This is a genomic window from Streptosporangium sp. NPDC006007, from assembly GCF_040614315.1.
Lineage (GTDB): Bacteria > Actinomycetota > Actinomycetes > Streptosporangiales > Streptosporangiaceae > Streptosporangium.
The window spans coordinates 21,958-27,957 of record NZ_JBEXUG010000057.1 but is presented as its reverse complement, the minus strand read 5'-3'; the positions used below and the strand labels follow the sequence as shown (position 1 = coordinate 27,957).

Below are 6,000 nucleotides of genomic sequence, written 5' to 3'. Positions count from 1 at the left end.
CAAGCGCGGCGGCGCGGCGCGCCGCCGCACGGCCCGCCGCCCGAACGCCGCCCGAGCGTGCGGCGTGGGCGCCGGTCTCGGCCGGCGGCGGGACCGCGAGCCGCCCGCCGCACCGCACGCCCGCCGTACCCGACCATCGGCCGCCGCACCAGGGCCACACCGCCGCGTAGGGGCGAGAGCTTCGACTGACCGGCCCAACCTCTTCGAGGCCCTTCGGGTGCTTCGCATCGCGCTGGCTGCTCGCTCTCTTGCGTCCCTTAGCTCATTCAGCTCCGAGGGCCAGGAGCCAGGTCACTCTCACGATCGCCTGATGGTGGCTGAGCCCGCACGTGGTCGGGGGCGATCGAAGGTCTGGGACTTCGTACCTCAGCCCCAGCCCACCGAGCAGCTAAGCTAACGGCCGTCTCTGGCGTGCCCGTCACGTGCCCGTCAGGAGGGGAAGCCAGGGGGAGTCACGGGGAAGGCGAAACCGCCTCTGAGCTGCACTGGAGCAGGTCAGAGGGGTATGCGCCGCAATCTTCCAAACTGGTTGTTCAGACCAGCGAGTCGGGTCGGCCCTTACCGTGGCACGGTCACCGCCAATAGCCTGCCGTCCCCAAGGTGGAGCCAACCTCGGCCAGGAGTAACAGGACTGTTGATGATGGAGTCTCCAGTCTTGATGCCGATCAGATCGCCGGCGTTCCGCTCTTGGGGGGACAGGAGGAGGCCTCGGTGGGCTCTCCGCACTCCATGCAGCCAGTAGAGGCTTGGCTGAAGCTCATTTTCGTTGCCGCCCAGGACCAGTGCCATGCCCTTGTCGAAACCGTGCTGCAACACGTCTGACAGCAAGCGCCGGGCATCGCATTTGTCCAAGACCTCCGCGTCGTCCATCACGACGACGATTGGCCCCTCGCTAGATGCCGCCGACAGTGCTTCCTTGAGCTCGTCGTGCCCGATGTCGCCTCCGACGAAGCAGGCCACCACGCCGTCCCGATCGGCCAATTCCCTCAAAGGAGACGGTCTAGGCGCGGCCAGTACGACGCGGGTGCCGGCTTCGAGCAGTGAACGCGAGATGTTCACAAGCGCTGTTGAGCGGCCAGACCGGGCCGGTCCGGCCACGACGAACGCCGGAGCCGTGCCGCATGCCAGGTCAGGGCCGTACACGGTCAGGCCGTCGTCCCCAACACCGGCGAGCGCCCACAACCTCGACGCCGATAGATCTCGCATTGCCCATGCCTCGTCGAAGCTGATACGAGAAGGCATAGCGTCAGAGCGCTTTTGCCTCTCCAACGCATCATGGGCCGCGTCCCAAAGGCCGAGCAGCAGGATGTGATCCTCTGGCATCAGATGCGCTACATGAGAGAACGCGACGAGCGCCTCACGCTTGGGTAACTCGTCATAGGTGTACCAGCGAATCCATGCATCAGCGGAAACCCCCGTCTGATCCTCCATGTCAGTGAAGGACCACTTCCTCTTCAACCTGTGTTCGTCAAGAACGTTATGCAACCTAACCAGCTCCAGTTGCGCCACAGAGTGCTCAACCTCGAACTCTCTGCTCTTCACACCATAGAATGTCGCGTTCGCTGGCCGTTGCTCCTCCACCGCGTCAGCCATCTTCGCGAACCCCTCACTGCGGCGGACCACACCAAGAAACACTCTCAGCGCGTCCTTGTCGTGCCACAGAGCCTGTGCTGCATTGATGATCAGCCCCTTCAAAGACTCTTCCGCATAGTTGAACTGCGCAGCAGCGATGTGGCCAGCGTTGGTAGGCGTGTCGGGGCCGACCGGCGGCACTCGTGTTGTCCCCCCATTTGTGTCCTCGATGCCCCGCATCAGCAGGTCCTCGAAAGCTTCAGCTACGCCATGCGCGGCATCATCGCTGTTAGATGCAGGGGAATCTATCGGAGGGTGCACCGATGCTTGAGCAACCGTTTCCCTGGCAGCTTGCGTCCAAAGATCTTTGAATCGATCAACTTCACCGTCTACATCGTTGCGTCGAGCCGCCTCGGTCAGGGCACCGACAATCACTTCGAGGCGGCTTAACGGCGGGAGCTCCGGCTTCTGAAAGGAATCTAGCACTGCCTGATGGTTCACGATCCAGTAACCCTGCGCATCCTCCCCAATTCGGTCGCGAATGGTCCGCGCTGAGAGGAGCCCGGCGTCCAGTCGTAGATCATGGAGCTCGTCGTTGAGCTTCTTCAGGTAAGGCTGGGCGGCCAGGTCGGGTCGCTTCCACGGTTGTGCTACCGCCATTACTTCCCCTCGTGGTGATTCTGCGTCAGATCCTGTAAATCAGACACCCCAACACCTGTAAACGTCATCGGCGGAATCAATCACACATCGTCATATAGCGGCTACTTCTGGTCGATGCCGTCAGTGATTGTCATAGGTCGTCAAGGCTGTTCATTTGGCGTCCACGCTTGTTGCACACCAGTTGGCACCGCGTGGAAAGTAGGGTCCTCATGGAACAGATTAGTTTTCGCCTTGTACTCCTCCTCTTGGTCGGGGCCCTCGTCGTCGCCCTGACCCTGTATGCGCCCGAGGTCGGGTCCGCCGTGGTAGGAGCCACTACGGTGGTGGCGCTGCTCGCTCAGCTCATGGCCCGCGAATGACTAGAGTTTCTTCGCCTAACCCGACAGGTCCCTGACGGCCGTAGGCCCGCGCCTATTACTACAGGCACGGCTGCCTCGAACGGCTTCGAGACGCGACTACAAATTAGCAACTAAGTCAACCACACCATGGTGGCCTTTACCATGGCCACCATGGCCACCATGGTCTATCGTCTATCCAATCTACAGCAGGGGGACGCCGCAGACAGTTGCGTGCGGTATCGGTCAGTGGCTCACGTGGCCTCACCGTCTCAAACTTCTACTCAAGGACAATTTGCGGCGGGGCTCCAGAACGATCGCAGCCGCCGCGGTTGCAGCCTGGATTGCAATTCGAGGCCGTTCGCAGTAGTCCAAGTCAGGCCACACAACGCCCTCTGATCTGCATTGAACGATCCGGAACGGCCTGAAGGCGATCTTTTAATCCGTAGAATCGTGATTTGGGATACGTGATTTTTAATCATCTCCCATCGTAAGGGGTGTGCAGTTTTCAACGTGGCGGCAGGCGGAACTGACCGAGTTTCCTCCACTCCTCTAAGAACTGTGATGCCGCTAAGACGGAGGACTTCCGATCCAATCCTTTCTTTTTGAATCTCTTTGATAGGCTCTTTCTTACTAGCTTTTCCCAGGTTACTTTAAACCCCGTATCCGGCACTTCGAGTAGAATTCGTGAATCGTTGGATCCAGTCGAAGCCTTGTCTCCCGGCTTGCCGGATTGAATATAAAGCGACTCTGTAGAAATTATTTGATCGACTATTCCGCCACGCCGCTCGATGTTAAATCGAATGACAATCTTTAACTCTACTGGTCGAACGAATTCTAAAACTAGCCCGACGTTTTCATGCGGAAGCCTCCCCCACTGGACTTTTACATCCCCATATTTAAGGTGAACATGCGTCCGGATCAGCTCTGTGATGTCCGGCCGCTTTCGTGTATCTATAATTACAAGGGGAATGAGTCGCCCATAGCCAACCTCGCGATGTGAAATTGCACCATCATCGAGAATGTCTACTGGGGCTGGCACTCGGACACGCTTTCCCACTCTATTCTCCATGATCTTCGACTGCGTCAATAATTATGGACGGAATTTCCGAAGTGGCTCCAATGCCGTCTTCTAGGACGATGGTATGCTTCTGGATAGAGCACCCTTTCAAAAAGTCTTCAGGGAACGAAAAAAAGATTTTCCCATATATGGCATCACGGATTCCTATGGTGGCCGGAACGGAAATAATTTCCTCATCCGGCACGCTTTCGCCGTAGTCGACCTTTTTGTCATTTAAGATCTTGGCTACGTGACTAGAGCCATCGGTTTTGGAGTAGCTAACCCATAGCTCTGCCCTTGTTAGAGAATTTTCGGTCTCGGAAGGATTGATTATGTATAGTGCGAACATATAACGATAAGAATTATCTTTTATTTTGTAGTATGATTCATTTATTCGGCCCAGGAGTGGAGCCCCCTTTCGTTCTTCTTGCTTGCGTAGCAGTTTTAGTTGTTTTCGTGCACTATGGGCGCTGGACCACGCAAATATCATGGCCACCCATGCGGCTAGGGCAGAAGTAAAGGCAAATAATGATTCGGGTTTGGTGAACCAATCGGGGAGCTGCATATCCTCTATATTTCAGTTTGGCTATTTCGTAAATAGCTGATAGGTAAGCTTATGGAGGGATTAGTCCTTTGGTTCGCGGGCTCAAGAGGGCATCCCTGTCATTGTGCCGCTACCTGCAGGCATAGATCGATAGTTCTAGGCTTCGTTTCTTGACAGAGCGCTCTTGATGCGCCGGGGCAGGTCGGGAGCTGGTGCGAGATATGCGCGGGATGATCTTCTGGGATAGAGGTCTGGAGAACGCTTTTACCCTGGTGAGAGGCCCTGTCGTCACTTGGAAAGCGAAGCCCTTGAAACCGCCATGCCTCCGGCGGGGGCGCTCGGCTCCGGGATGATCAACAGCATGGACCATGGAACCGTAGGTGGCTGAGGGGGCCTGATCTTCCCGTCTGCCTCGACCCAGGCAAGCCCAGCGGTCCGGTTCCTCCGGCTCAAGCCCGTCTGTGACCGTTGGCATCTCATGATCGAGAAACGACGACCTGTGAACGGACACACGAAAATGAGCTTGCCCCTCCGTCGCCGGCCCGCTGTCGCTTCGCGGTGGGGCGAGGCAGACGGGAAGATTAGGCAGGCTGAAGTGTGGGCATTCGCACAAGGCGCGACTGGCCGCCAGTACGGCATACATCATCGAGATCACGCCGCGCGTAACAGCGAGTTCCTAGTTGCAGTTCTAGTTGCAATCCAGCCCCGTTTAACCCCGTTCCGAAGGGACCGGCCGCGCCCGTTGGTCCAGGTTGAACCGATTGGGACGCGCAGGCTCAGAGCTGCTAATGCGGTTTGGGTTTACCGCCCATCCGGGGTTCAAATCCCCGAGCCTCCGCAGTTCAGAGGCCCTCTCCCAGATCTCGGGGAGAGGGCCTTTTCGATCTCCGAACCCTGCCGGGGTTGCAGTTGTTCCCCGTCCTGTCAACCGTCGCCCCAGAGAGCGGCCCCCATGCGCGCGCTCGCGTCCCGCATCAGTGTCCCGGCCACGTGGGTGTACTGCTCAGTGGTGGTCACCCGGGCATGGCCGGGACCATCCCCGCGTGCGCGGGGAGCACAGAATCCGCGCGGCGGTGACCATCCGTTTCGCGGGACCATCCCCGCGTGCGCGGGGAGCACGAGGCGAGGTGGACGCGGGACAACGCGACCGTGGGACCATCCCCGCGTGCGCGGGGAGCACCACGGTCGTCGGCCCCTCTTCTAGTAGCTGCCGGGACCATCCCCGCGTGCGCGGGGAGCACCGAGTACGGAATCTGGACCGAGAACAGCGGCGGGGACCATCCCCGCGTGCGCGGGGAGCACCCTGCACGTGCAATCTCCTCGTCCTACGGAACGGGACCATCCCCGCGTGCGCGGGGAGCACCACTCCCGCAAGACCGTGCTGCACGACGGCGGGGGACCATCCCCGCGTGCGCGGGGAGCACTCGACACCCACCCGCCGGGAACCGCGTTCGTCGGGACCATCCCCGCGTGCGCGGGGAGCACAGACGGTCGTGAAGTGGGCGCGGAACGGCAACGGGACCATCCCCGCGTGCGCGGGGAGCACCCCCAGGCCAAGCTGGAGAAGCGGCGCGCCCAGGGACCATCCCCGCGTGCGCGGGGAGCACTAGAGGCCACGTCCGCCACGAACGCGGCCACGGGGACCATCCCCGCGTGCGCGGGGAGCACGCACCGGTAAGAAGGTCTGATGATCTCCGGCAGGGACCATCCCCGCGTGCGCGGGGAGCACCCATCCATCCCGGACGAGCGGATCGCGATGTCGGGACCATCCCCGCGTGCGCGGGGAGCACCCGACGAAGGACATCTTCCAGGTGCGGGACCTGGGACCA

4 protein-coding genes and 1 CRISPR repeat array (1 of these 5 only partly in view) are annotated in these 6,000 nt (G+C 60.0%); of the genes, 1 reads left to right on the top strand and 3 read right to left on the bottom strand.

The features are described from left to right. Positions 1-189, top strand: a 189-nt coding sequence (locus ABZ194_RS27960; protein ID WP_355600005.1) for a hypothetical protein, incomplete at its 5' end; no start/stop codon positions are given. Between the two features lie 369 nt (positions 190-558). Here the strand turns inward: ABZ194_RS27960 and ABZ194_RS27955 are convergent. The 3 genes from ABZ194_RS27955 to ABZ194_RS27945 form a co-directional block, all read right to left on the bottom strand. Then, on the bottom strand, positions 559-2,232 hold the full coding sequence (locus tag ABZ194_RS27955; RefSeq protein WP_355600004.1) for a hypothetical protein: 1,674 nt from the start codon (positions 2,230-2,232) through the stop codon (positions 559-561). Positions 2,233-3,075: 843 nt separating this feature from the next. Continuing rightward, on the bottom strand, positions 3,076-3,627 hold the full coding sequence (locus ABZ194_RS27950) for a hypothetical protein (protein WP_355600003.1): 552 nt from the start codon (positions 3,625-3,627) through the stop codon (positions 3,076-3,078). 1 nt (position 3,628) lies between these two features. Continuing rightward, positions 3,629-4,192 carry a hypothetical protein gene (locus tag ABZ194_RS27945; protein ID WP_355600002.1) on the bottom strand — a complete coding sequence of 188 codons (564 nt, stop codon included), beginning with the start codon at positions 4,190-4,192 and terminating at the stop codon, positions 3,629-3,631. 1,008 nt (positions 4,193-5,200) lie between these two features. Next, positions 5,201-6,000: direct repeats of the CRISPR family, unit length 29 nt; unit sequence GGGACCATCCCCGCGTGCGCGGGGAGCAC; it runs 2,096 nt beyond the window's last position.

What these genes read in the sequence shown, in the direction of transcription:
- ABZ194_RS27945 (WP_355600002.1), bottom strand. Translation starts at nt 4,192, where the DNA reads ATGCAGCTCCCCGATTGGTTCACCAAACCCGAATCATTATTTGCCTTT.
- ABZ194_RS27955 (WP_355600004.1), bottom strand. Translation starts at nt 2,232, where the DNA reads ATGGCGGTAGCACAACCGTGGAAGCGACCCGACCTGGCCGCCCAGCCT.